General features: G+C 57.1%; 22 protein-coding genes, 1 tRNA gene and 1 pseudogene. 3 read left to right on the top strand and 21 right to left on the bottom strand.

Annotated elements, in window-relative coordinates:
* Positions 1–257: 257 nt before the first annotated feature.
* From PH547_RS07550 to PH547_RS07540, 3 genes and pseudogenes are all read right to left on the bottom strand, one after another.
* Positions 258–926, bottom strand: a complete 669-nt coding sequence (locus PH547_RS07550; RefSeq protein ID WP_285167881.1) for a reverse transcriptase family protein — start codon at positions 924–926, stop codon at positions 258–260.
* Positions 916–1,218 (bottom strand): helix-turn-helix transcriptional regulator, encoded by a 303-nt coding sequence (locus PH547_RS07545; protein ID WP_285167880.1) that lies wholly within the window; start codon positions 1,216–1,218, stop codon positions 916–918. The genes PH547_RS07550 and PH547_RS07545 overlap by 11 nt, the downstream gene beginning before the upstream one ends.
* A gap of 762 nt (positions 1,219–1,980) precedes the next feature.
* Positions 1,981–2,244 (bottom strand): annotated as a pseudogene (locus PH547_RS07540) (IS5 family transposase); the annotation flags it as partial.
* A 73-nt stretch (positions 2,245–2,317) separates the two neighbouring features.
* Here PH547_RS07540 and PH547_RS07535 point away from each other — a divergent pair.
* Positions 2,318–2,563 carry a DUF6980 family protein gene (locus tag PH547_RS07535; protein ID WP_065664210.1) on the top strand — a complete coding sequence of 82 codons (246 nt, stop codon included), beginning with the start codon at positions 2,318–2,320 and terminating at the stop codon, positions 2,561–2,563.
* A gap of 24 nt (positions 2,564–2,587) precedes the next feature.
* On the opposite strand, the gene PH547_RS07530 is transcribed toward PH547_RS07535, so the two are convergent.
* From PH547_RS07530 to PH547_RS07520, 3 genes are all read right to left on the bottom strand, one after another.
* Positions 2,588–4,312, bottom strand: a complete 1,725-nt coding sequence (locus PH547_RS07530; protein ID WP_285167878.1) for a site-specific DNA-methyltransferase — start codon at positions 4,310–4,312, stop codon at positions 2,588–2,590.
* Between the two features lie 628 nt (positions 4,313–4,940).
* Positions 4,941–6,506 carry a tyrosine-type recombinase/integrase gene (locus PH547_RS07525; protein ID WP_285167876.1) on the bottom strand — a complete coding sequence of 522 codons (1,566 nt, stop codon included), beginning with the start codon at positions 6,504–6,506 and terminating at the stop codon, positions 4,941–4,943.
* Between the two features lie 289 nt (positions 6,507–6,795).
* A tRNA-Ile gene (locus tag PH547_RS07520) sits at positions 6,796–6,871 on the bottom strand.
* 165 nt (positions 6,872–7,036) lie between these two features.
* On the opposite strand from PH547_RS07520, the gene PH547_RS07515 reads away from it, so the two are divergent.
* Entirely contained in the window at positions 7,037–7,777 is a 741-nt protein-coding gene (locus tag PH547_RS07515) for an SIMPL domain-containing protein (protein ID WP_104823674.1), read from the top strand.
* A gap of 126 nt (positions 7,778–7,903) precedes the next feature.
* Here the strand turns inward: PH547_RS07515 and PH547_RS07510 are convergent, their stop codons facing one another.
* The 5 genes from PH547_RS07510 to PH547_RS07495 form a co-directional block, all read right to left on the bottom strand.
* Positions 7,904–8,242 (bottom strand): hypothetical protein, encoded by a 339-nt coding sequence (locus PH547_RS07510; RefSeq protein WP_104823675.1) that lies wholly within the window; start codon positions 8,240–8,242, stop codon positions 7,904–7,906.
* 264 nt (positions 8,243–8,506) lie between these two features.
* A complete protein-coding gene (locus PH547_RS33940) occupies positions 8,507–8,635 on the bottom strand; it encodes a hypothetical protein (protein WP_445944957.1) in 129 nt (42 codons plus the stop codon).
* Positions 8,636–8,658: 23 nt separating this feature from the next.
* Entirely contained in the window at positions 8,659–8,811 is a 153-nt protein-coding gene (locus PH547_RS33935; RefSeq protein ID WP_445944958.1) for a hypothetical protein, read from the bottom strand.
* 165 nt (positions 8,812–8,976) lie between these two features.
* Entirely contained in the window at positions 8,977–9,414 is a 438-nt protein-coding gene (locus PH547_RS07500) for a secondary thiamine-phosphate synthase enzyme YjbQ (protein ID WP_104825147.1), read from the bottom strand.
* Positions 9,415–9,501: 87 nt separating this feature from the next.
* Positions 9,502–9,855 (bottom strand): DUF1428 domain-containing protein, encoded by a 354-nt coding sequence (locus PH547_RS07495; RefSeq protein WP_104823676.1) that lies wholly within the window; start codon positions 9,853–9,855, stop codon positions 9,502–9,504.
* A 180-nt stretch (positions 9,856–10,035) separates the two neighbouring features.
* Between PH547_RS07495 and PH547_RS07490 the strand changes: the two genes are divergently transcribed.
* Positions 10,036–10,428, top strand: a complete 393-nt coding sequence (locus PH547_RS07490; RefSeq protein WP_104825148.1) for a GNAT family N-acetyltransferase — start codon at positions 10,036–10,038, stop codon at positions 10,426–10,428.
* A gap of 12 nt (positions 10,429–10,440) precedes the next feature.
* Here the strand turns inward: PH547_RS07490 and PH547_RS07485 are convergent, their stop codons facing one another.
* The 10 genes from PH547_RS07485 to tdh all read right to left on the bottom strand — a co-directional run bounded on the left by PH547_RS07485 (position 10,441) and on the right by tdh (position 22,679).
* Complete coding sequence (locus tag PH547_RS07485; protein ID WP_104823677.1) at positions 10,441–11,367, bottom strand: LysR substrate-binding domain-containing protein; 927 nt, start codon at positions 11,365–11,367, stop codon at positions 10,441–10,443.
* Between the two features lie 337 nt (positions 11,368–11,704).
* Positions 11,705–12,934, bottom strand: coding sequence for an MFS transporter (locus PH547_RS07480; protein WP_104823679.1), 1,230 nt, complete (start codon positions 12,932–12,934; stop codon positions 11,705–11,707).
* A 147-nt stretch (positions 12,935–13,081) separates the two neighbouring features.
* Complete coding sequence (locus PH547_RS07475) at positions 13,082–13,774, bottom strand: B3/B4 domain-containing protein (RefSeq protein ID WP_104823680.1); 693 nt, start codon at positions 13,772–13,774, stop codon at positions 13,082–13,084.
* 84 nt (positions 13,775–13,858) lie between these two features.
* Complete coding sequence (locus PH547_RS07470) at positions 13,859–14,668, bottom strand: AraC family transcriptional regulator (RefSeq protein ID WP_104823681.1); 810 nt, start codon at positions 14,666–14,668, stop codon at positions 13,859–13,861.
* A complete protein-coding gene (locus PH547_RS07465) occupies positions 14,665–15,321 on the bottom strand; it encodes a glutathione S-transferase family protein (RefSeq protein ID WP_104823682.1) in 657 nt (218 codons plus the stop codon). Before PH547_RS07465 ends, PH547_RS07470 begins: the two co-directional genes overlap by 4 nt.
* A gap of 167 nt (positions 15,322–15,488) precedes the next feature.
* Entirely contained in the window at positions 15,489–15,782 is a 294-nt protein-coding gene (locus PH547_RS07460) for a GYD domain-containing protein (protein WP_104823683.1), read from the bottom strand.
* 256 nt (positions 15,783–16,038) lie between these two features.
* On the bottom strand, positions 16,039–17,022 hold the full coding sequence (locus PH547_RS07455) for a DMT family transporter (RefSeq protein WP_104823684.1): 984 nt from the start codon (positions 17,020–17,022) through the stop codon (positions 16,039–16,041).
* Between the two features lie 133 nt (positions 17,023–17,155).
* Complete coding sequence (locus PH547_RS07450; RefSeq protein WP_104823685.1) at positions 17,156–18,793, bottom strand: DUF930 domain-containing protein; 1,638 nt, start codon at positions 18,791–18,793, stop codon at positions 17,156–17,158.
* Between the two features lie 338 nt (positions 18,794–19,131).
* Complete coding sequence (rpoD, locus tag PH547_RS07445) at positions 19,132–21,195, bottom strand: RNA polymerase sigma factor RpoD (protein WP_104823686.1); 2,064 nt, start codon at positions 21,193–21,195, stop codon at positions 19,132–19,134.
* Between the two features lie 446 nt (positions 21,196–21,641).
* On the bottom strand, positions 21,642–22,679 hold the full coding sequence (gene tdh / locus PH547_RS07440) for an L-threonine 3-dehydrogenase (protein ID WP_104823687.1): 1,038 nt from the start codon (positions 22,677–22,679) through the stop codon (positions 21,642–21,644).
* Between the last annotated feature and the right edge of the window lie 17 nt (positions 22,680–22,696).

The raw sequence follows: 22,696 nt of genomic DNA, 5'->3' as shown, positions 1-22,696 counted from the left end.
CGTCTCGCGCACCGTCGAGGGCGCAGTTCCAACCCGCACCGCAATCGACTTGTGCCCAAGTCCTTGCTCAAAACGATATCTCAGTATCTCGCGGACACGCCGCATCTCCAATCTCTCCGCTGGCATCCCGTTCCTTCCTCGTCAACGTCGAAGGAAGAAACTTCACACCTGCAGACCCACCCTTGCCAGACGCCTCCAAGGGGGCGGCATCATCTCGGAACAAGGGGGCGACTATTTCTCGGAATTGGGGGGCGACATCATTTCGGAATCAGGGGGCGGATTGCCTCGGAATTTGCATCATCCGCGTAAACGCTGAGGGTGCAGCCTCTGGCCTTCACAAGTGAGGAAATATCGTCCCACATTTTTGCGTTTGAGAAGTATGCCAATATGGGGCTACAAGGTGAGCCTTGGGGTAAGCGTTCTTGGTCGGTAGTCAACGCGACTAGAATGGCTGTCACGTCGGCTGCGCATCTCATTTTTGTTCGGAAAAACCAAGCCACCCTATTGGCGCTGCAACTGGGGAAGTAATTCGCAATATCCAAAAGCCAAAATGCTTGGCTATCGAGATGCCGCCGTGCGTTATCAACGTAGGAGACCCCTTTAACTGGACTGAAAAGGTATTCAGGCGGTTCAATCTTCGAGAGCAAATATGCAATACGCGCTTGAAGTCGCTTAAGTGAAGGAACCGGAATGTCTATCGGCCGATAGTTTTCGGCTTCTTCCGGAGGCGGAGCCAGTTTCAACCATGGGGCCGTGTCACTCTGCTTAGGTTTCCAACGGTTCTTATATCGCACGGAAATCGCGAGTACATCCTTCAGGTTCTGAGGTGAACACATCAGGATTTCTGCGAGCTTTTTTCTTGTGGTCACACCGTAAAGGGCGCTGTCTTCCAGATTGTGAAATTGACGGTTGCTTTTAGGCGGCATGCGATGATGACTTCTTCTCAATGAGACGTAAGAAATCAATCACCTTCGACGCTACAAATGCTCTGGCCTTTTCACCCTTTCCCGCACCCTCAATGTTCTCGGCAAAAAACATGATGGATGACATCGGCAAGCCGAATGTCTTGGAATATCGCTCGATCAACTCAAGCGAGGGGGTCTTGTGCCCGCTTTCAATCTCCGAAATATGGGATTTTGAAACACCAAGTTTCTCGGCCAACTCGACCTGTTTGAGATCGTGAAACACCCTTATTAATCTCAAGGCTTCGGACAACATTCTTCACTCCTTTCCTTGTAGATATTGGGTTAACGGTTTATCACGACGATCCAAACATCTCGTGGCACAGGCGCACAATACGCTCTACAAGAGCTAAAATGCGTCCTATGGCCGAAACCAGCCTAAAGACTGTCTTCAGCATTCGCGGATTTCGGAGCTGTTTCCAACCCCACGCAAGAAACTGTTTCCAGTTCCTTTTTGTTCCGCTCCTTAACCGCTGCTGCTGGCGATCACTTTCATCTACACTCATATATAGTTCCTTCTGTTTGCCCTTGGGACTATCCCTAAGGGTCGTCACCAAACAGAATCGGAACCAGCAGCACGCACCTTCTACCTAGATGCAACCGTTCGTCACGGTTGCATCTGCTTCGCCCGCCGTCGTCGTCCCCTCTCGGGTGCTCGGGCGTCCGGGTAAGATCAGAGAACACAAAGGCCCTCCACGGCATTCGCTTATGCGAATAGCCTGAAAATGACGACTTCTTCCGCTCGTGATCTGAGATTGTATCTAAGCGATGAAAGATCGAAAATCAAGAACTAAGTTCACTAGAAGCGAATTTTATTCTCACGCCGAGTTTTGGCATATCACAGTCGCAACGGCTACATGCCGGGAACTCCAGCACACAGGCTATCGCCTATTCTCTCCGCCAGAAATAGCTCGTATCGGCCTACATGCTGCTTATTTTCCAACGGCTATATGCAACACAATAAAAGCGCTTTAGTCCCCCGGCGTCTCCGGCTCCCCGCTAAGGATGCCGAGGCGCGGATGTCGCCATCGTGCACAGCGGTGATAGCGTTCATCATTCGATTCCACACGCCAGCCCGTTGCCATCGGACGAAGCGGTTGTAGTAGGTGGTGCGCGGGCCATAGCGCTCGGGCAGATCGCGCCACGGGGCACCGGACCGTAGCACCCAGAAAATGCCGTTCAGGACGCGGCGATCATCGACGCGCGGCACGCCTCCTGGCTTGTTGGGCAACAACGGCGCGATTACGCGCCACTCGAAGTCGGTCAGGTAATATCGGCTCATGCCAACTCTGAATCAGCCTTGGCCCTAAAAAGAAGGCCTTTCTTTTTTCCGAGCGCCCACGCAGAATAAGTCCATGACCGACCATTGTTGTAGCCGCATGGCTGCCGATCTGAACCAGTCTTGCAAACAGCACGCTGATCGCTCGGACTGCCCGGACGCCCTGATTGATCAGGTCCGTGGGGGGTATGGCATCATCGTCCACGATGGTGGCAGCAGCGTGATTGAGATCGCCTTTTGCCCGTGGTGCGGAGCCAAGCTACCGCCCATCGGTGACCTCGATCTATCCAATCTACCCAACGACGATGAGCAATCCGCTTAGGGCACCCATTTATGGGTTCACTGCCTAAGTATTCGACACAGTAGACTGGGCTCCGGTCATCGCTGATGGGTTAAAATGAATGACAGTATTCGAATCTGCCTTACTCCCAGAGAACGTAAATTTGAACTCCGGGGCATTGGGGTCCGCCAATCGACCCTTCTTCGTCCCTTGAGGTTTCTCGCCTTGGAAAAACTCTCTGGAAACATGTCCTAGCGATGGAAGAATTGGGCGCTTACCCCTGAACCATTCTTCAATAGAAACCAATTGAAGACGTGGTAGATGTCCATGTGCTGTCTGCATAAATCCAAAAGAGGCAGCTTCGGATTTCATTTCCCTGGTACCTTCATTGAGGCATATGAAAAGCCCCATTTCCGCCCGCTCTCTGTCGATCACCGCTTTGAACTCACGGACGTCTTTGGCACCTACATGTTGACCGCCCTTCACGGACGTTAGAATGCGTCCCCAACCTCTCGGTCCGTTCATAAAATACATTTCGCCATCGATACCTCTGTCCGGACCTTTTTTTGTTTCTTTGAGGGCTTGAACTCCGACCAGATAGTTAGCCCACCACTGAAATTGGAATTTGTCTTTTTCAGCTAGACGCAATGCACTCCCAAAATCGCGTGGGATTCCGCCGAGTTCATAAACGGCATTGCCGCTCATCGACCGCAATCTTTCTTCGATTACTCTGATTGCATGGTATGCGACGTCAATGCCGATCCACCTGCGCTCCGACTGATGTGACGCAGCGATAGTCGTTCCGCAACCGCAAAAGGGGTCAAGAACAACGTCGCCTTCATGGCTGCCAGCTTTTATTAGCCTGTCTAGCAATTTGACCGGCTTTTGGGTTGGATATCCTAGTCGTTCCCGGGCCTGCGAATTGAGTGGCGGGATGTCCGTCCAGACATCGCCGAGTGGCATTCCTCGCTGCTCCGAAAGATAACGCTTAAGACGAGGAACGCGACCGGGAGCGGTCTGATGAACGAGACCTGCCGCGAACGCGGCCTCCATTCGTTCTTTGGTCCAGCGCCAAACCCTCGTGACACCCAAGAATTCGTAAGTGAGGTTTGGCCGATCTTGGCTAGGGTTAATTAGGCTAGTGAGCTGATAGAGCCTCCCATCACCATCGTCCATGGTGTACTTATCCAATACGGATTTCGGGATGTTTCCCGGCTCGTAAGGCTGAAAAAGGCTTTCACTATTCCACTTTCGATCAGAACTCGCCTCGTAGCAAAGGATCACGTCATGATTCGTCGGAAGCCTTCGCGTCATCAGCCCCTTACCCAATGTCCTCTGCCAAATTATTTCGTTGGCAAAACGCTCCGGGCCGAAAATCGCGTCAAGAATTACTTTGAGGTAGTGGCTCGCTGTTGGATCGCAGTGAAGAAATAATGACCCCGTTGACTTTAGTACTCGCTGCAGTTCGTGTAAGCGCTGGGCCATCATGACGAGGTAAGCCATCATGTCGCTTTCACCGAGGGCGCTGTGAAGGGCATGGATAATGGAAGCTAGGCTGCCGCTCTGCCGCATGATTTCGTCGAGCGCCCATTGTGCTTCATTGCCCCATGTCCAGGTGTCACGGAAAGCTTCGACTTGCGCACTCGCGGCCTCGTCGGAAGGTGTGCGAAAAAGGACGTTGTAGTTGGCGTTACTATTAAATGGGGGATCTAAATAAACAAGATCTACGCTGCCGGTTTCTATCTCTTCGCGGAGGATAGTAAGATTGTCACCAAACCAAAGTTGATTCATAGGAGTCCTCCCGACGCTACTCATCTAATGGTGGTGCTTTAAGGTTAATAATGCTTATATTAAACTTAACCAATTGATTTAGTGAGATTATTTTCGCATCTTTTCAGTTGCAATTCAGTAATGCCATAAAATCTGTCTACTTCTCGCGTACATTTGACAGCCCGCTGCTACAAGTTATGGCGCCGCGCGGCTGCCCTATGATCCACCACGTCGTTGCCTCGAAAAGCAGATCGGCGATCCACACGGCGCAGACACCAGCGACGAATGCCGTGGCGTTCATGGCGCAATATCGAGCGCAAGCTGCGGCCAGTTGATGGCACCGAGATAGGTTGACTAATATATCCCAACGCTAACAGGTTGTGACCGCTACAAACTACGGGAACAAGGCGTTGAATGTTGACATTATCGGCAAACGAGCCCTAAAGGATGGTCCACAACATTGGTACACCCGACACCATTCGGGCGAGGCCAAAAGCCTTATTTTCCGGGCTTTTTCGGTCGCTGTGTAGGAGCTTCAAATCTCTCTAGCGGAACCATCGTTCCCTGACTTCTTCAAAAACTGGCCTTCAAATTCTGCAGCGCGGCGATCAAGTGTGAGAAATCGGATGGGAACTGTCGGAATGAAAATTTACGGAGCCTGATACCAGTTGATCAGAGGAGTAAAATCGATACCTCGCGGCGCGGGAATTGCCATGATCTTCTCGACCTCTTCTGGTTCGAGCACTTTGAACCCATATTTAGCCCCGACCGACGAAGCTGCGTGACCGCATTGCTTATCTGCAAGGCCGTCACCGGCATGGATACGGAACCAAGCCTTGGCGTTATGCCTCAGTGAGTGGAATACCTGACGCTGAGCCTCGTGGATACCGAGGGCAATCATCCAATTCGACATTTGCTTTTGAGCCGCGTCCGCAGGGTCTTTCGAGGTATGATAATGTGGGAAGATAAATCCTCCGCGTCCTCTTTGCTTCTTAGCGAAATCGATAAAACCACATTCGTGAAGCAGTGGATGGATCGCCACGACCCGCACTGAAGTCTTTGTCTTGAGCTGCCTATCGACTTTTTTGCCGTTAATGATTAGCGGCAGCCGAAGGTCAAAAACCTCGTTCCCATCGATCGTGACAATATCGGGAGACTGCAGGTAGACAATTTCTGAGAGCCGCATCCCTGTGAGGTACCCAACGAGTGGAAGCCATGCCTTGTGTGGCTTGCGCATGATTTTGGGCGTAACGATGTCCACCAGCCACTTATTGAGCGAAGCGATAGGCAAGCCCTCGCGATCTATAGGAGCAGCCGCCGACGCTGGCATGGTCACATCGAACGAACGAATGTCCCGAACACCAACAACACCTGCCGTCGCCTTTTGCCATATCAGCTTAATTTGAGTGATATGCTCCTTCACCGTCGTCTGCGAGAGCCGACGAATGCGTTTGCCTTCTGGAAGCGCGTCATTCTTTGCGCCCATCGCCGCGAGCGATAGCCCCTTAAAAACTGGATATTTCGTCCGGTTAGTCGGAACTTTACCCAGCACCGTCGCGAAATCCTGCAAATGAAGGGGCAGGTAGTAGTTCATTGGATGATCGCCAATAACTTCAAGGAAAGCAGCGAGCGTGGCTTCAAGACGCTGCTCGTAACGACCTCTGTCCGTATCATTGGCATCCAACGCGGCACGCCTGGCATCAAGGACGGCGCGACCCGCCACGCCAAATTTGGTTTCGGACGTGAAAGCGCGAGGATCGGCGATCGTGCCATTTTCCACGGCTACCTTCTCAACTGGTTTGGCAACAAATGGAACAACAGGTGGCAGCGGCGGCAACCTCTTGATCGCGACGGCATTTGTATGTGCAGGTTCAATCGCGGCTGCACCTTGCAGCCGATCGAAGGAGCCAAGCAGAGACACCACGGACTCGTACGTGCTGCGTTCTGCCTCCCATGCGACAGCATCTTTTGCCATCCCGTCGGCAATAGTTTGCAAGCGGCTCTGAAAGCGGACAAGAACCTCTCGCTCTGTCTGGATCAACTCGGCCTTGCGTCTTCTTTCAGCCGATGAATCCGCCTCCCCAATTTCCTCAAACTCATCGGCTGCCTGGGCCGCTCCAAGCATGGCCACCCCTTTCGCGAAACTGGCGCGCTTCAGCGCTTTCAATTCCTCATTAAGAGCGCGAAGGCTATGAACAAGGGTCTCGCGTGTCATCGTTTGGTCGTCCATCATTTGCATGGCCGCACCAGACAGAATTATTGCCCTTTTCCGAGCGTGAGCGGAAGGGAGAGGCCCTAGATTCAAACGGATTGGCGACTTTCCGAATTGCGATTCGAGGCTAACGGGTATTCTTTGCTGGAACGTGAATCCGCTCGGGCGTTTCCATAGATACATTCAAAGCCTCTCAATCTGGCTCGAAATGTGTACGGAACAGTGTATTTCGCTGTGTACGGCGAAAAATCCGTCAGAAAATTATCGTCTAAAATCAACGACTTATGGTCGATGGTGGGCCCGGAGGGACTCGAACCCCCAACCAAGCGGTTATGAGCCGCCGGCTCTAACCATTGAGCTACAGGCCCGGCACGACTAAAAAATCAGCGTGCACGCAGCGCCGGGGCAATGGTTCCCCGGGAGCCGATTTGGCTCTAGCCCAATTCGTCTTTTCCCACAAGGGACTGCCGCAATACCTTCACAATCAATCCGCAAAAGCGAATCCCAAGGAAACACCAACCAAGGAATGAGCCATGCCACAGATGAAAACCAGAGATTTTGTTTTTGCTACTCTTCTCGGCGCGACTCTTCTCGTGCCCGCCACCCATAGTTTCGCCGAGGATGCAAAACCGCGCGAGGCGATCATCACGGTCACTGGAGAGGGACATTCCGCAATCGCGCCGGATATGGCGGTTGTCACGCTCTCGGTCGTCAAGCAGGCAAAAGCCGCGCAAGACGCGCTCGATCAGAACAACAAGGCGATGGGCGCGGTGCTGGCGACGCTAAAGGACAGAGGCATTGCGGAGCGCGATCTTCAGACGTCCGGCTTTTCTATCCAGCCGCAATATGACTATCAGAACGACAAAGATGGCCATCCGGTGCCGCCGACCCTCACCGGCTATCAGGTGACCAACGGGCTGACGGTGCGCGTGCGGGATCTCTCCAAGCTCGGCGTCCTCCTCGATCAGGCGGTCAATCTCGGCATCAACCAGGGTGGCGATATTCAGTTTACCAACGACAAGCCGGATGCCGCGCTGGAAGAGGCCCGAAAGAACGCCGTCGCCGATGCTGCGGCAAAAGCAAAAACCTTGACCGATGCGGCGGGCGTCAAGCTTGGCCATGTCATTTCGATCAACGAGGGCGCCATCGTCACGCCGCCGCAGCCATATATGCGTCAATCCATGGCCATGGCTGCCGACAAGGCGGTACCGGTGGCGAGCGGCGAAAACACCTATAACGCCTCGGTCAGCATCACCTACGCGATCCAGCAATAGCCACAAAACAAAACCGCCCTTCGCTCAAGTCCGGTAGGACCGAGCAAAGGGCGGTTCATGGCCCCCGCCATAAAGCGAAAGCGGCAAGCGGTGGCCATCGGACGCAATGCGCGTCCGCAGATGATATTAGCGGCCGATCAACGGGCAACCGCGAACATTGGCAAACATCATCGTATCCGGACCACGGCGGCCGAAACCATCGACGATAACGCGGCGCGGCGTCACGTCGACCACGCGAGCGCGGTGCAGGCCGTAGCCGCGAGCAACATCCATGGCCTCGCGCGGATCACAGCCACGACGTTCGTAGCGCGGCGGCGGGATATCGTAATCCGGCGGTGGCGGCCGATGCCGGCCCGGGCCAATATAAATGTCGACGCCCTGGGCGGAAGCATATTCCGCGGTGCCCGACAGCGCAGTAACGGTGATCGCGGCTGCGATCCCCAACTTTGCCAGTAATGCTCTCATCTGTCCTCCATGGAGCGAAAGGCTTCTCTCATGTGCTTACCGCATCTCCTGATGCGAATGCCTCGGGAGTAACGGCGCGATACTGAACAAGTCCAGAATCAACCGTTCATACGCCATTCAGGTACAATGAAAGCAAAAGCGAGACCAGAGGCGGACTCACTGCACAGCAGAAAATAAAAGCCGCCCTCCTTTATGAGGACGACTTCACTCATCTTAAAACATCGCTGCGGCAGCGCGATCATGGCCATAAACGGCCACGCGATATCAGCGGCGGATCAACGGGCAACCCGGCACGTTGGCGAAAACGACACGATCCGGACCGTGCCGGCCAAAGCCTTCAACGACGACACGGCGCGGCGTGATATTCTGGATTCGAGCGCGGCGCAGGCCCATGGCGCGAGCCTTCTGAACGGCTGTTATCGGCGAGCAGATGCTGCCGCGATGGGATCGTGGCGCACCTGATGAATGCTCGGTGAAAGGTCGTTGGCCGAGGCGGCAGAAACGGTGGCGGAAGCGGCGCCGAGCGTGATGAGAGCTGCAATGCCAGCCTTGGCGAAAATGCCGATCATGGGTATTTCTCCTTCAAGTCCTGCTACGGATCGTTGCAATCCTGATTTGGCCAAATGCCTCAGGATTGAAGCAACATTAGGCCAGCCAAGCTGAACTGAAGACGAATTACTCATTCAGATTGTATTCAGCGCAATGGACGATCGGTTGACGCGAATTTTCCTGAATCAGACCGAAAGATGCAGCACGATTTCGCGCCGGTGCGGGCGGTCGCGGTGCTCGAAAAGATAGATGCCCTGCCATGTGCCAAGTGTCAGGCGTCCGCGCATCACGGGGATGCCGATCGACACCTGCGTGAGCGCTGTCTTGATATGCGCCGGCATATCGTCCGGCCCCTCGGTCGTATGGACGATCCAGCGCATCGAAGGGTCGGAAGACGGTGGCACGAGCCGGCGGAAGAAGGCGTTGAGATCCGTCTGCACGTCAGGATCGGCGTTCTCCTGGATCAGCAGCGAACAGGAGGTATGGCGGACGAAGATCGTCAGCAGCCCGTCGCTCGATGTGGAGCCTGCCGAAGTCCCTGCACGGACGAATTCCGCTGCCTGGTCTGTGAACTCATAAAGTCCTTGGCCATGGGTCGACAGTGTGATGACGGTCTGCGGCATGGCATCTCCGGTATTGATCGCAGCGATCCGCTTGAGGTCGGTCGCAACGGGCGGAAAGTCAAGCCCAGCCGCTGCCGCCAAGGCCGATCAGAGCTGCAAGAAAATCTCGAAGCCGCCATAGATCATGCGTTTGCCATCAAAAGGCATATTTGCCATCTCGTCTTTCAGCCGCGGATCGGCCATGACCTTTTCCATCACGGTATCGCGATGCTGGCGAGATTCGTAAGTGATCCAGGAAAAGATCACCACCTCGTCTTCCTTCGCCTGAACGGAGCGCGGAAAGGACGTCAACTGGCCATAGGGCACATCGTCCCCAACAGACTCCACGTAGCTAAGCGCACCATATTCCTTCCAGATATCGCCGGACTTCCCCGCCAACGTCTTGTAAATCTCCAGCTTGTCTTTCGGAACGGCAATAACAAAACCATCCACATAGGCCATAACAACCTCCTCTGTTCTGTTTCCACACGCAAAGGAAGATCGATCATAGCGCGATCCGAGATGGGATGCACTTTTCCATTCCAATCGCCTTGATATCGGCCTGCCCTACGCGCCCGTTGCATCCATTCTCCCTGCGGATAAGCTTGCCATTGCGGTTTCATCAATGACGAGATGATGGTCATGACGATCGAATTCAGGATCGATCCCTATCCTGACAACCAAGCACTCAACGCCCTGTGGGCAACGGCTTGGAACGAGAGTACCCCACGCGATTTCTCATCTATCCTGCCGAGAAGCCTCGCCCATATCGGCGCCTTCCATGGAGTGCGCCTGATAGGATTCGTCAACATTGCCTGGGATGGTGGCATACATGCCTTTATCCTTGATACCACCGTCGCACCCGAATTCCGTCGACAGGGAATAGCAACCAAGCTTGTCGAAATGGCAACGAACGTTGCGCGCGAACGCGGCGCAGAGTGGCTGCATGTCGATTTCGAACCTCATCTCGCCGGCCTCTATCGGAACCTGGGCTTTGCGGCGACAGAGGCCGGCTTGATCAGGCTGGGCGATTGACAGCGAGCCTGATCAAGCAACGGCATTGACCCGAGATATCAACCAGGTGCGGAACAACGCAGCCGATGGGTTTTGCAAGGCATTCGACGGATAGATCAGATTGTAACTGACGGCTGCCGGCTGAACTTCGACGAAACAACGCACCAACTGCCCCTCCGCGAGATCCTTCGCGACAAGGGAGCTGCGAACCAGCGCAAAGCCGAGACCGTCCCGACATGCTCCGAGCATGTCGGCAAAGGATTCGAATAGAGGTCCGTTCTCCGCCGCCTGGCCAATATTGAAATCGGCCATTCCGCCGTCATTGCCATGGCCAATCACCTGTTCGTACCAGCGCTGCCAATCCAGTACGGTATGGCGCATGCCGGTGTAACGCAGCAGCGGCGCTTCCTTTATGGCATTGCGCTTCGGCAACCGCTCGGACAGCGTCGGTGAACTGACGACAAACTCCTCGTCCGTCAGCAACTCTTCCTGGACGAGGCCGGCTTCGGCTCGCCCGAGCCAGATTGCAAGATCGACGCCCTCAGGCCCGAAATCGGGTCGCTGATAGCCGACAATCATCTTCAGCTCGATGTCGGGGTGGCGCTGGCAGAAATCACCAAGTCGAGACGCCAGCCATTGGCTGGAAAATTCCGGCGTCACCGACAGCGTCAGCGTGCGAACCGACACACTCGCCCGCGCGTGATACAACGCCGTCTCCAATTGAGAAATCGTCTCCACAATCGCCGGGTGGAGCCGCGCGCCGAGCGGCGTCAATCTTGCGCCCGACCGGCCGCGATCGAAAAGCCTGCCGCCGATCCAGCCTTCAAGCTGCGAAAGCTGATGACTGACGGCAGTCTGCGTCAGCCCCATCCTCTCAGCCGCACGGCCAAAACCGCCGGTTTCGACGATAGCGCAAAATGCTTGCAAGACGGCCAGTGGTGGAAGCGGTCTTTTCCCCATGAAAATCCTTCATGCATAGGCGATGAAAGCTTCATTATACATGAGAAGTATACGGGCGCATTCCTCTAAGTCATAAGACCATCAGGCTTATGACAGATGAGAAACATTCATGGATTCATTCTGCGGCGTAGCATCGAAAAGCGGATCAACCGGCTGCTCCGTGCGTTTGCTTGCGTCCAAAAACAGCGTGCCGAAAAGAAGGCGAGACGCGAAAATATCTTCTCAGTCAACGGCCACCTTAGGCGAGATGCCGGGCTGGACAATATTCCGCACCATCCATGAGCCTACAGCGCGAAGCCATGTGCTGGATCGTTTTGCCGGTCTGGCCGAGGCCACCTTATCCCCTGAGCGTCTTGACCTTGGTCAAATCCGGAAAGATCCGCATCCAAAGCAGCACGACGGCGATGGTGCCGACGCCGCCGACGATGCCGGTGAGAACCGGGCCAAGCGCGCTGGCGAGCATGCCGGATTCGAATTCGCCGAGCTGGTTGGACGTGCCTATGAACAGCGAGTTCACGGCATTGACGCGGCCGCGCATGTTGTCCGGTGTCAAGAGCTGCACCAACGAACTGCGCACGACAACGCTGACCGTATCCGACGCCCCGACGACAAGCAGTGCCGTAACGGAGAGGATGATGTTGCTCGAGAGCGCGAAGACGACTGTGGCGATGCCGAACACGAAAACGGCAAGCAGCATCTTCTTGCCAACGCCGGTCTGCAGGGGCCGCCGCGCCAGCCAGATCGACATGACCAAAGCACCGATTGCGGGCGCAGCGCGCAGCAGTCCGAGGCCCCAGGGGCCGGCATGCAGGATATCGCGCGCGAACATCGGCAGCAGCGCGGTGGCGCCGCCGAGCAGCACGGCAAAGAGATCGAGCGAGATCGTCCCCATCATCACCGGTCTGCTCCTGATGAAGGAGACGCCGGCAAAGACCGAGCTCAGAGTCACCGGCTCCCGCGACGACGGCCGCTGTCGCTCGACGCGGATCGAAATGACATTGAGGCTCGCGATGACATACAGCACGGCAGACACCGCGAAAGGCGCAATCGGACTGACGCCATAGAGCAGGCCGCCGAGCGACGGACCGATGATGAAAGCGGTCTGCATCATCGATGTGGAGGTAGCGATCGCTATCTGCAACATCGACGGCGGCACGATATTCGGTAACAGCGCGGCCATGGTAGGACGCTCGAAGGCAGTGGCCGCCCCCATGACGGCGACTGCGGCGAGGATGCCGGCCGGGCCGATCCAGTGCTGCCAGACTGCGACGGCAAGGGCTAGCGCTGTCAAGGCTTCGATCAACTGGCAGACCAGGCCGATGCGCCGGCGATCGAATTGGTCGGCAACATGACCGACAATGAAGGTCAGGATCACCATCGGCAGGAACTGGCAGAAGCCGACTAGGCCAAGGAAGAAGGCGCTATGGGTCTGATCGTAGATCATCCAGCCCATGGCAACGGTGACCGACTGGAAACCGATGGAGGAAAAGACGCGGGAGGCGGCGAAGGAACGATATCCGGGATGACCGAGCGCGCTGACCCGATCGTGACTGTGCAGGGTGTCCATATGTCTTTCTTCTGTCCGCGCGCCGTGCACGGAACAAACTTTATGAGCAATATGAAATATTTATCTAAGTCCCCTGCTCTGCCCGAACGCCGCACTTGTCAACTGCATTTTTTGGATAGATCGGCAAATTGCCGCCAAAGCGCGAACCTAGAGATCAAATCGTGGTGAAGAGCGACTGAGCATCCCAGTCTTTGTGTCGACCGACCACACGCCGGCAAGTTCAGCGGCAAGGGTTGCGATCAATCTCGGCACATCATTTCCGGCCGCCTCATGCATGGCCTCGGCGACGATCAGCAGCGATCGCGTATCCTCGCGAACGGCGGAAAGGCCGCTTTGACGATTGGTCCAGCGCCGCGCATGCGCCCGGTCGGCACTATCGGCAAAGATCACTTCGCGCGGCTCCGGATGCTCCGTTTCGCCAGCGAAGGTGAGATAGCTCTCTCTGCCGGTCGCGTGCCTGACTTCGAGATCGCCGGAAATCTTCGCAAGATCGAAGACGGCGACGGGAATGGCGAAGGCGATCGAGATGGCGTTGCACAGATCGACGAGCGGATGCAGTTGCGGCAGCGATTTTTCCTGGCGGAATCGTCTGAGCAAAGCCTCGGAAGCGCAGCGATATTGCGTCGGCTTCAGCCCCATTTTCGAAAAGGTCCGCCGCCAGGCCTGGATCTCCGGCATCTCGCCTTCCGCACTACCCGCCAGCCGCTCCTCGGCGATTGCATGGAACTTCGCGAGACGATCGCTGACGGCCACATCGGCGGTGATTCCTTCCACGAAGAGGACGCCGGGGACCAGATCGGGGAATTCGCTCCACATCTCATTCGAATGGCGGAAATACATGGCTTTTCCTTCTGCGCGGTTCTGACTTGGAACAGCAGAAAACCTTGATGCAGGCAGCCGGTCTTGAATGAAATTGCAGATGCCTCAGCGCGTCGTGTCGGCATAGATGCGCGGCGACACACCAAAATTGCGCACGAAAATCCGAGTCATATGGCTTTGATCGGCAAAGCCGCTGGCAAAAGCCGCCTCGGCCAGCGGCATGCCGCCGGCAATCAGCCGCCGCGCTCGCTGGATGCGACGCTGAAGCAGATAGGCGTGCGGTGTCAATCCGGTCACCTTGGCGAAACCGCGTAGGAGCTGGAAACGGCTGAGCCCGCTCACTCCGGCGAGATCGGCGAGCGTCACCGATGCTGCCGGATCATCATCGATGAGATCGCGAGCACGCATGATCGCGGCGGGCGCATTGGTGCCCTCATCCGCCTGCCCCTGCTCACGCATCACGTCCGCAACAAGTGATAACAACAGTCCGTCTCGCCGCAGCGCAGCGTCCTGACCATCCTGACGAGTTACCGTCGAAAACAGTGTTCTGAATCGCGCGGCGATCTGTCCGTTTCGAATGACGGGAGAAGGAAGTTCCCCCTCGCCGGCGCCGCCCTCACCGATATCGCCCAGAAGATCCGTCATCAGCCGTGGATCGAAATAGAGCATCGACCAAACACGGCTCTCCCCAATTGGCATACCATCATGCACTTCGTTCGGATTGAGAGTGATGACGTCGCCGGTCTCAGCCCGCACCACGCCACGCCCGCTCAGCGACACCTGCGCGCCGCGCTCGATGACGCCGATGCCGAACTGATCATGGGTATGCTTGGGAAAGCTATATCCGGTTTCCGCCGCCACGGCTTCGACGCCGGCAATGGAGGAGCGAAACATCCTGAACTGGCCTGGCTTCATGCGCCCGGCTCTTCCAGTTTGCTGAAAGCCGTCATCTCGACACTTGGCCGGGCTGCAATACGCGACCACCACGACGCAAGCTTGGGATGATGCTCGATCATCTCCCGCCCCTCCGGCGCCATGAGAAAGTAGTCAAACATCGGCGCGACGTAGAGATCGGCCAGGGTCAGGTCCGGACTGCAGAGCCACTGCGTATCTTCCATAAGATCTGAAAGAGCGGCAAGGCCGATTGCGGCCTTGGAAAGGCTCGTGGCTATTCGTTCCTCGTCGGCGGCAATGCCCTCTGCCGGCTTTGAGACCCGCTCCACGTAGATACCCCACACCAGATGCGGATAGAGATATCCGTCGGCAATGCTGACGATCTGGTTCATCCGCGCGCGCTGCCGAGGCGCCACAGGCTGCAGGCGCGGCCCCTCGAATGCCTCGTCGACATAGCGCGTGATCGCAGCCGTCTCGTAGAGCCGAAAATCGCCGTGTTCGAAAGCCGGAATCCGGCCGAATGGATGCCGCTCCAGATAGGATGCCGGCGGCCCGCCCTCAGCGAAAATGTCGATCGGCACCCTCTGGTGCTCGACGCCTTTCTCGATGAGCGCAAGGCGCGCAATTCGCACGTAGACGCTATAGTCCGCGCCAAAAAGGCAAGGCTGTTCCATATCTCAACGCCATTTCGTTCATCCGACATCTTTTCGAAGTCGGCCGTTGCGGTCAATGGTGAGCTTCATCGCCTGAGCTTCCCGCGCCCACATCATGGCGTTCCATCTCCCGGCCAAGCGCCACTGGCCGGGGAATCAACAGTCAACGTAGCAAGGTCGCCCCAATATTATCCCAGGGAGGCGATGATCTCGCGATAAGCGGCCTCGGGGAAGGCCTTCAGCGTGCGCGAGCGCACATTGCCGTTCGAACCAAGCGCCAAGGCAAAGCGAGCCATCACCGCATCATCGGGTGCCTCGCAGACAGCGACCATGTCGTGTTCGCCCATAGTCAGGAAAAATTGTTTGAAGGAACCGCCCATCTCTTCCAACTGCTTCTTGGCGACATCCAGCCGCCGCGGAGACTCCTTTACGCTACGCACACCCTGGTCGGTCCAATTGAGCAGAACGATATAAGTGGTCATCTCACACCTCCTCCGCTGCGCCGCACGCCCGTTGAGACGGGCAGGCAGATGACGCAGTAACGGTTGATCCACGCGTAAGCCCCTCGAAAACCATCATGGTTTTCGGAACTACGCGCCGCCATCCAGTGCTTGGGGTCCCTTCCCGTGAAGATGGGTTCGCCCCGAGTAACACAATAGGCTTGTCACCTTGCGGCGACAATAAACCTAATCCCCATTCATTCGGGTGACGAGATAAAGGGACCGCCGGCGAAGCATTTCACCGATTTGGTGTCTTGGCCTGCGTCTCCTGCGCTGTCGCGAACGATGCCCGTGTGTCCGCAGCCACAACCGCCGCCGGCAAGGGTGTGCCGCGTTTGCGCTCGCGTGCCAGCGTCAGCAGGCCGGAAAAGACAATAAGGACGATGCCGAGCGCCATCGGCAGATCTATGCTGTCATTGAACAGCAGATAGCCGAAACCGATCGCCCAAATCATTTGGCTATATTGCGGTGGCGCAACGAGATTGGCGGGCGCCAACTTCGCTGCGCTCATCAAGAGGACGGTGCCGGCAGCGCCGAGAAGACCGTAGCTGGCGAGGAACATCCATTGCCAAGCCGTCGGCCATGTCATCTCCGGCAGCATCAGCAAACCGCTGACGATCAGCGTGCCGAACAACACCGCACCATAAAGCGAGATGCGCTTCTCCTTCGAGCCAAGTGCGCGATTGATGACGATCGAGACGGCCCCGCTTAAGCCGCCTATCGCCGCGCAGAGGTGGCCGATCGAAAGCTCACGAAATCCCGGCCGCAGCACGACCAGCACGCCGACGAAACCGACGATCACCGCCGTCCAACGCTGCCAGCGCACGTCCTCCTTGAGGAACACGACGGACAGAATGGTGACGAAGGATGGCAGCAGAAAGAGCAGCGCGAAAGCCTCTGCCATCGTCAGCTCGGTGAAAGCCACGATCGAACAGATGGCGCCGATCGCGCCACAGGCGAAACGCAGCATCCACAGCGGCCGGTTCGTCGTCCTGACGATATCCAGCCACCCATCTCCGCGCGTCTTCAGAAACGGGATCGCCGCAAAACCGAACAGCGAGCCGACGAAGGCCACCTGATAGGACGGCAGCGTCCCATGCAATATCTTGATTGACGCGTCACTGAACGCGAAGACGGCATAGGATGTGAATGCCAAGAGGACGCCACGAAGCGTGGAATGGCCGGCGGCCATCGAATTGGAATCGGCTGTGATCGATGTCATTGGAATTGGGCGATGCGAAGGGAGGGAATTGAATCAGACGTTGTCAGCCGCAATCGTATGATGAAATGGGCAGAATTTCTATCGGGCGTCGGAATAAACTATTGTTTCAAGCTGATGAGACGAGTGCTGTCCGTCAATTGCCAGCAGCGCCGATCCTCTCCAACTGTTTTGCGGAGACGTGACCTCTAACCGAATAGGAGAAGGCAACCACCTTCAAGGCCGCATCGTCAACGTTACATTTAAATGCCACCCTTACCCAACCTTTCGGTGTGAGCACGCCAGCTCCATCGCCGACGAGATCAATATCCGACAGCATGGCCGGTGTAATCAGTGAGTTATAAAAGCCGCTCGCTTTTAGTTCATACCCGAACTGCAGCTTTTCCTCGCTATTGCAAAGCTGCTGCACTCGTGTACGTCGCGGCAACTTTTTCCAGGCGTCCAATTCGTCCTTCGACATACGCGCCATCTCTGTACCGGAGTAGAAGCGCTTGGCCTGGATGAATTTTCCCTGCTGGCCGCCGGACTTTTGCTGAGCCTGCGACGGATCGGTTTTCGATGCGTCTTGCGTGCTGTCCGCTGACGCCTGCTGCTGCGGCCGAGGTTGAGGCGCGGGGACGAAGGTGGTTCCGGCCGTCGGGTCACTAGGGTCGCCGGAGACCGGCTGATCCTGCGATTGTTGCTGTGGCTGCGCTCCTCCGGTCGTCGGCACGGCAACATCCGGCACGACCTTGGGATCAGCCGCGGCCTGCTGCTGATCTACCTGCCCTTCGGCAGTCTTCGCTAGTCCCGCTATGGGATCGGACGCCGCTCCGTCCTTTTGATCCGCCTGCGTGCCTGCTGCATCCATAGACGGCGTGTTCGGCTCGACGATCTGGGTGTCAGACGGCTGGTCCGTCGCCAGCTCTTCCGGCGTCGGCGTCGATGCGGGATCACTGGAATTCGGATCGGTTGCAGACGCTGCGGCGTCCGGCTTGGCGGCCTTGGCTTCCGCGTCGGTCTTCGCTGCCTCCTCCGCCTTCGCCTGTTGCTGCTGCGCAGTGTCATCGCTTGCCGGCGGCGTCGGGTTCGCCTGCGGCTGCGTGTGGGCCTCTGCCGCAGCCTGCTGGGCGGATGTCTGTTGTGGTGGATTATCGGCAGATGGCGTCGATTGATCCGCAGTTTGCTGCTGCGGCTGTGTCGCCGGATCGGAACTAGGTGGCTGGTCCTGCTTTGCTTGTGCCGGATCGTCGGTCGTCGGCGTCTGATCTTGCGGCTTGGCTTGATCATCGGCCGGCGTCGGCGACGGCGCATCACCCGGCTGCGGCTGCGCGTCGGCCTGCTCGGTGGTCGGTGCTGGCTGATCGGCCTTCACATCGGCAGGCTTATCGGCCTGCGCGGGTTCCTGCGATTTCGCATCCTGATCCTTAGAGTTCGGGTCAGGCCCCTTCTCAGCCTTCGTCTTGCTCTCGTCGCTCAGCTTGTCAGCGGTCTGCTCGCCCTCAGTCTTGTCGGTGGACGCCGCCTTCGGTTCCTTCGAAGGCTGCTTTTCATCGGGCCTGGGTGTCGGCGTCGGCACGCGGCCGGCGCGCTCCGACGGCTTTGCGGCGTTCTTTGCCTCCTCCTTGGGCTGCGGCACCATCTCGACATTGATGCTGTCTTCCGGCTGCGGTATCGGCATAGCCACCACCGGCAGCAGGAAAAGCGCAGCGAAAAACAGGATGTGCACCAGAATGGAAGGGATCAGTCCCCATCGACGCTCATCCGGTTTCCGCTGTTCGGCGACGCGCTCCATCGGTCAGCGGCCGCAAGGCTGACGACGCAGGACAGACGGAAAAGCGCTCAACAATTTCATCCAAACCTTACCGACAAACGACATCCGACGACGCCTAGATTCCCGACATATGGTGTTAAACATCAAGGCCAGAAAGAGGCAGCCGGAAAATTGCAGACTGTTAGTCTGATCACAGCTCCGCGGTGCGCGGAAAACCCTCACCAACACCGTAGCACATAACGTTGCACCGTTAGAAGGACCTGTCGCGAAGCGTGCAGTGCAGGCACATCTGACAAAACGAAAAACCCGGCTCGCTTGTACGAACCGGGTTCTAATTTCATAGCAACAAAGCAACCTGCTCAGCTATCGAGGAACGAGCGCAGCTTTCTGGAGCGGCTCGGATGCTTCAGCTTGCGCAATGCCTTGGCTTCGATCTGACGGATACGTTCGCGGGTAACCGAGAACTGCTGGCCGACTTCTTCGAGCGTGTGGTCGGTGTTCATGCCGATGCCGAAGCGCATGCGCAGCACGCGCTCTTCGCGCGGCGTCAGCGATGCCAAAACGCGGGTCGTCGTCTCGCGCAGGTTGGCCTGAATGGCGGCATCGATCGGCAGCAGCGCATTCTTGTCCTCGATGAAATCGCCGAGATGCGAATCCTCTTCGTCACCCACCGGGGTTTCCAGCGAGATCGGCTCCTTGGCGATCTTCAGCACCTTGCGCACTTTTTCGAGCGGCATGGCGAGCTTTTCGGCCAATTCTTCCGGCGTCGGCTCACGGCCGATTTCATGCAGCATCTGGCGCGACGTACGAACGATCTTGTTGATCGTTTCGATCATGTGCACCGGAATGCGGATGGTGCGGGCCTGGTCGGCGATCGAACGGGTGATCGCCTGCCGGATCCACCATGTAGCGTAAGTCGAGAACTTGTAGCCGCGGCGATATTCGAACTTATCGACCGCCTTCATCAGGCCGATATTGCCTTCCTGAATGAGATCGAGGAACTGCAGGCCGCGATTGGTGTATTTCTTGGCGATGGAGATGACGAGGCGCAGGTTCGCTTCGACCATTTCCTTCTTGGCGATACGCGCTTCGCGCTCGCCCTTCTGCACCATATGAACGATGCGGCGGAATTCCGAGATCGAAATGCCGGTTTCGGTCGCAAGGTTCTGAATTTCCTGGCGGATGTCGCGGATCGTGGTGTTTTCGCTCTTGGCGAATTCCTTCCAGCCGCGGGCGGCGAGGTTGCCGATCGACTTCATCCAGTTCGGATCGAGCTCAGCGCCCTGATACTGTTCCAGGAAGCTATCGCGCTTGACGCCATAGGATTCGGCAAGACGCAGCAGGCGGCCTTCGTTCTGCACGAGGCGCTTGTTGATGTCGTAGAGCTGCTCGACCAGAGCGTCGATGCGGTTCTGGTTCAGCGACAGCGACTTGACCGACTTGACCAGCTCGTCCTTCAGCTCCTTGTAGCGGCGCTCCTGTGCGGACGACAGCGTACCCGAAGCCGACAGGCGCTGCTCGACCTGCTGGTCCTGCAGCTTGCGCAGCTTCTTGTAGGTTTCGGCGATCGTGTCGAGCGTCAGCATGACCTGCGGGCGAAGCTCTGCTTCCATCGCGGCGAGCGAGAGGCTGGATTCGTCCTCGTCCTCTTCCTCCTCCTCGATCGGCATGCCTTCGCCGCCGACGTCGGTGATGTCGTCATCGCCGGAGGAACGGCGGCCGCGGGCCTTTTCCTTCTCTTCGGCCGCTTTGCGGTCGGCCTCGATCTTTTCCGGGCTCTGGAACTGCGGCGCAGCCTTGGCCTCTGGACCGGAATAGGTCGTTTCGAGATCGATGATCTCGCGCAGCAGCGTGGTGCCTTCGTTGAGTTCGTCGCGCCAGATGATCAACGCCTGGAACGTCAACGGGCTCTCACAGAGGCCACCGATCATGGTTTCGCGGCCGGCCTCGATGCGCTTGGCGATCGCGATTTCGCCTTCGCGCGACAGCAGCTCGACAGAGCCCATTTCGCGCAGATACATGCGCACCGGATCGTCGGTGCGATCGGTCGGCTCTTTCTTCTTGGTGGTTGCAAGCGCCGAGCCGCCGGAAGGCGCAAGCTCGCCGCCTTCACCATCCTCGTCGCCGCTGGAATCGTCGTCGTCGCCGCCACTGGCTGCCGCGCCCGCCTCTTCGACATCCTCGTCTTCAATGACGTTGATGCCCATATCGGAGAGCATAGCCATCGTATCTTCGATCTGCTCGGACGTCACTTCTTCGGACGGCAGAACGGCGTTGAGCTCGTCCATCGTCACGTAGCCGCGTTTTTTCGCGGCCTTGATCATCTTCTTGACCGCGTCGTCGGAAAGATCGAGAAGCGGGCCATCCGAGGCGCCGTCGCGTTCGACTTCAGCTTCTTCGTTCTCTTTGACCTTGGTTGCCATCTCTATATCGTCGCTTTCCCTGACGCTTGAAACTTACACGCGGTGACTGACCGCTCTGGCCCGGCACGCCTCGCGCCAGCCCCGAATCACCGACAAACACCTAACGGAATGACCTTTAATGCCTGATTAACCACGATCACCGGCTCCCAACAGCAAAGCTGGATTGCGTTTGGAATTCCGGCCATGGTATACGTGATCCGCCTGACCCACTTCACCGTTTTTCCGAGGACAAACGGTGATTCCTACAATTTTTGCTCTCGTCAAGCTTTTCCAGCAAAAAAGCCTGTTAAAATCGTGAAAAAGCCTTATCCACAGGCCCAACACGCCCAGAAACAATTGCTTCCCGTATTTAGGAAGTCCCCGCGCGTTGACAAGGGCAGGCCCATGAAACCACCCGCATTTCCGCAGTTCGCGGCAATGCTGATGCGGCCGGGCCACGAATTTGGTCAAATCCAGTCCATTACCACCTTGCCGGAATTACCAGAACGCATGGCTTCAAAGCCATCGCGGAAATCATCGATGTGGATGCGATGGGTAATGACCGGCGAGACGTCGAGCCCGCCTTGAACGAAGGCGATCATCTTGTACCAGGTCTCGAACATCTCGCGGCCATAGATGCCCTTCAGATTGAGCATCTTGAAAATCACCTTGTTCCAGTCGATCTCGAAGCCGGCCGGCGCGATGCCGAGAATAGCGATCTTGCCGCCATTGTTCATCTTGTCGATCATGTCGCGGAAAGCGGGCGCGGCACCCGACATTTCCAGACCGACATCGAAACCTTCGGTCATACCGATAGACTTCATTACATCGGCCAAGTTTTCCTTCGAGGCGTCGACGACATGCTCGATACCGAGCTTGCGGGCGAGCGCCAGCCGATTCGGATTGATATCGGTGATGACCACCTTGCGTGCGCCCGAACGCCTGGCGACCATGGCGCCCATGATGCCGATCGGCCCCGCGCCGGTAACCAGCACATCCTCGCCCACCAGATCGAAGGAAAGCGCGGTGTGCACGGCATTGCCGAAGGGATCGAAGATCGCCGCCACTTCATCCGGGATATCGTCAGGGATCGGGACAACGTTGCTTTCCGGAATGCAGACGAATTCGCCGAACGAGCCCGGGCGGTTGACGCCGACGCCCAGCGTATTGCGGCAAAGATGTCCCCTGCCCGCCCGGCAGTTGCGGCACTTGCCGCAAACGATATGTCCTTCGCCGGAGACACGCTCGCCGACATGATATTTGGTGACCGCCGAGCCGATCTCCGCGATCTCGCCGCAGAATTCGTGACCGACGACCATCGGCACCGGAATGGTCTTCTGCGCCCACTGGTCCCAGTTCCAAATATGCACATCCGTGCCGCAGATCGCCGATTTCCTGACCCGGATCAGCACATCGTTCGGCCCAACCTCGGGAACCGGAACTTGCTCCATCCACAGCCCGACTTCCGGCTTCGATTTGACCAATGCCTTCATCATGTTCGACATGAGCTGCCGTCTCCATC

The organism is Rhizobium cerradonense (assembly GCF_030182455.1).
Taxonomy (GTDB): Bacteria; Pseudomonadota; Alphaproteobacteria; order Rhizobiales; family Rhizobiaceae; genus Rhizobium.
Note: the sequence above shows the minus strand (reverse complement) of the source record. Positions and strands in the feature narration are given on the sequence as shown.

Bases quoted from the DNA above. Each gene is read 5' to 3' on its own strand.
- PH547_RS07500 (WP_104825147.1), bottom strand. From the start codon at position 9,414: ATGCCGCAGACCGTCATCACACTGTCGACCCATGGCCAAGGACTTTAT.
- PH547_RS07510 (WP_104823675.1), bottom strand. From the start codon at position 8,242: ATGAGAGCATTACTGGCAAAGTTGGGGATCGCAGCCGCGATCACCGTT.
- PH547_RS07470 (WP_104823681.1), bottom strand. From the start codon at position 14,668: ATGAAGCCAGGCCAGTTCAGGATGTTTCGCTCCTCCATTGCCGGCGTC.
- tdh (WP_104823687.1), bottom strand. From the start codon at position 22,679: ATGTCGAACATGATGAAGGCATTGGTCAAATCGAAGCCGGAAGTCGGG.
- PH547_RS07495 (WP_104823676.1), bottom strand. From the start codon at position 9,855: ATGGCCTATGTGGATGGTTTTGTTATTGCCGTTCCGAAAGACAAGCTG.
- PH547_RS07465 (WP_104823682.1), bottom strand. From the start codon at position 15,321: ATGGAACAGCCTTGCCTTTTTGGCGCGGACTATAGCGTCTACGTGCGA.
- PH547_RS07475 (WP_104823680.1), bottom strand. From the start codon at position 13,774: ATGTATTTCCGCCATTCGAATGAGATGTGGAGCGAATTCCCCGATCTG.
- PH547_RS07515 (WP_104823674.1), top strand. From the start codon at position 7,037: ATGCCACAGATGAAAACCAGAGATTTTGTTTTTGCTACTCTTCTCGGC.
- rpoD (WP_104823686.1), bottom strand. From the start codon at position 21,195: ATGGCAACCAAGGTCAAAGAGAACGAAGAAGCTGAAGTCGAACGCGAC.
- PH547_RS07450 (WP_104823685.1), bottom strand. From the start codon at position 18,793: ATGGAGCGCGTCGCCGAACAGCGGAAACCGGATGAGCGTCGATGGGGA.
- PH547_RS07480 (WP_104823679.1), bottom strand. From the start codon at position 12,934: ATGGACACCCTGCACAGTCACGATCGGGTCAGCGCGCTCGGTCATCCC.
- PH547_RS33940 (WP_445944957.1), bottom strand. From the start codon at position 8,635: ATGGGCCTGCGCCGCGCTCGAATCCAGAATATCACGCCGCGCCGTGTC.
- PH547_RS07550 (WP_285167881.1), bottom strand. From the start codon at position 926: ATGCCGCCTAAAAGCAACCGTCAATTTCACAATCTGGAAGACAGCGCC.
- PH547_RS07460 (WP_104823683.1), bottom strand. From the start codon at position 15,782: ATGACCACTTATATCGTTCTGCTCAATTGGACCGACCAGGGTGTGCGT.
- PH547_RS07455 (WP_104823684.1), bottom strand. From the start codon at position 17,022: ATGACATCGATCACAGCCGATTCCAATTCGATGGCCGCCGGCCATTCC.
- PH547_RS07530 (WP_285167878.1), bottom strand. From the start codon at position 4,312: ATGAATCAACTTTGGTTTGGTGACAATCTTACTATCCTCCGCGAAGAG.
- PH547_RS07485 (WP_104823677.1), bottom strand. From the start codon at position 11,367: ATGGGGAAAAGACCGCTTCCACCACTGGCCGTCTTGCAAGCATTTTGC.
- PH547_RS07525 (WP_285167876.1), bottom strand. From the start codon at position 6,506: ATGACACGCGAGACCCTTGTTCATAGCCTTCGCGCTCTTAATGAGGAA.
- PH547_RS33935 (WP_445944958.1), bottom strand. From the start codon at position 8,811: ATGATCGGCATTTTCGCCAAGGCTGGCATTGCAGCTCTCATCACGCTC.
- PH547_RS07545 (WP_285167880.1), bottom strand. From the start codon at position 1,218: ATGTTGTCCGAAGCCTTGAGATTAATAAGGGTGTTTCACGATCTCAAA.
- PH547_RS07490 (WP_104825148.1), top strand. From the start codon at position 10,036: ATGACGATCGAATTCAGGATCGATCCCTATCCTGACAACCAAGCACTC.
- PH547_RS07535 (WP_065664210.1), top strand. From the start codon at position 2,318: ATGACCGACCATTGTTGTAGCCGCATGGCTGCCGATCTGAACCAGTCT.